This is a genomic window from Desertibacillus haloalkaliphilus, assembly GCF_019039105.1.
Classification (GTDB): Bacteria; Bacillota; Bacilli; order Bacillales; family KJ1-10-99; genus Desertibacillus; species Desertibacillus haloalkaliphilus.
The window spans coordinates 1-346 of the sequence record NZ_JAHPIV010000506.1 but is presented as its reverse complement, the minus strand read 5'-3'; the positions used below and the strand labels follow the sequence as shown (position 1 = coordinate 346).

The following is a 346-nucleotide window of genomic DNA, read 5'->3' as shown; positions in this document are numbered from 1 at the left end:
AAAGAAGGAAAGAAGGAGAGAGGAAAAGGGGGAGGGGGAGGGGGAGGGGAGGGGAAGGGGGGAAGGGGGAGACAAGAAGAGAGGAGAGAGAAAAAGGGGAGGAGGGGGGGGGGGAGAAAGGGAGAAGGGAAGAAAGGGGGGAGAGAGAAGAGAGGAGAAGAAAGGAGGAAGAGAAGAGAGAGAAAAAAAGGGAGGGAAAGGGGGAGGAGAGAGAGAAAGGAGGGGGGGAGAGAAAGAGAAAGAGGAGAAGGAAAGGGGAAAAAGGGAGGAAAGGGGAGAGAGAGAAAGGGAAGGAAGAAGAGGAAAGGAAGGAGGGGAGAGGGAAAAAGGGGAGGGAGGAGAGAAG

General features: G+C 55.2%; 1 protein-coding gene. It reads left to right on the top strand.

The features are described from left to right. A partial coding sequence (locus KH400_RS30330; RefSeq protein ID WP_217228609.1) for a hypothetical protein occupies positions 1 to 346 on the top strand: 346 nt, incomplete at both ends.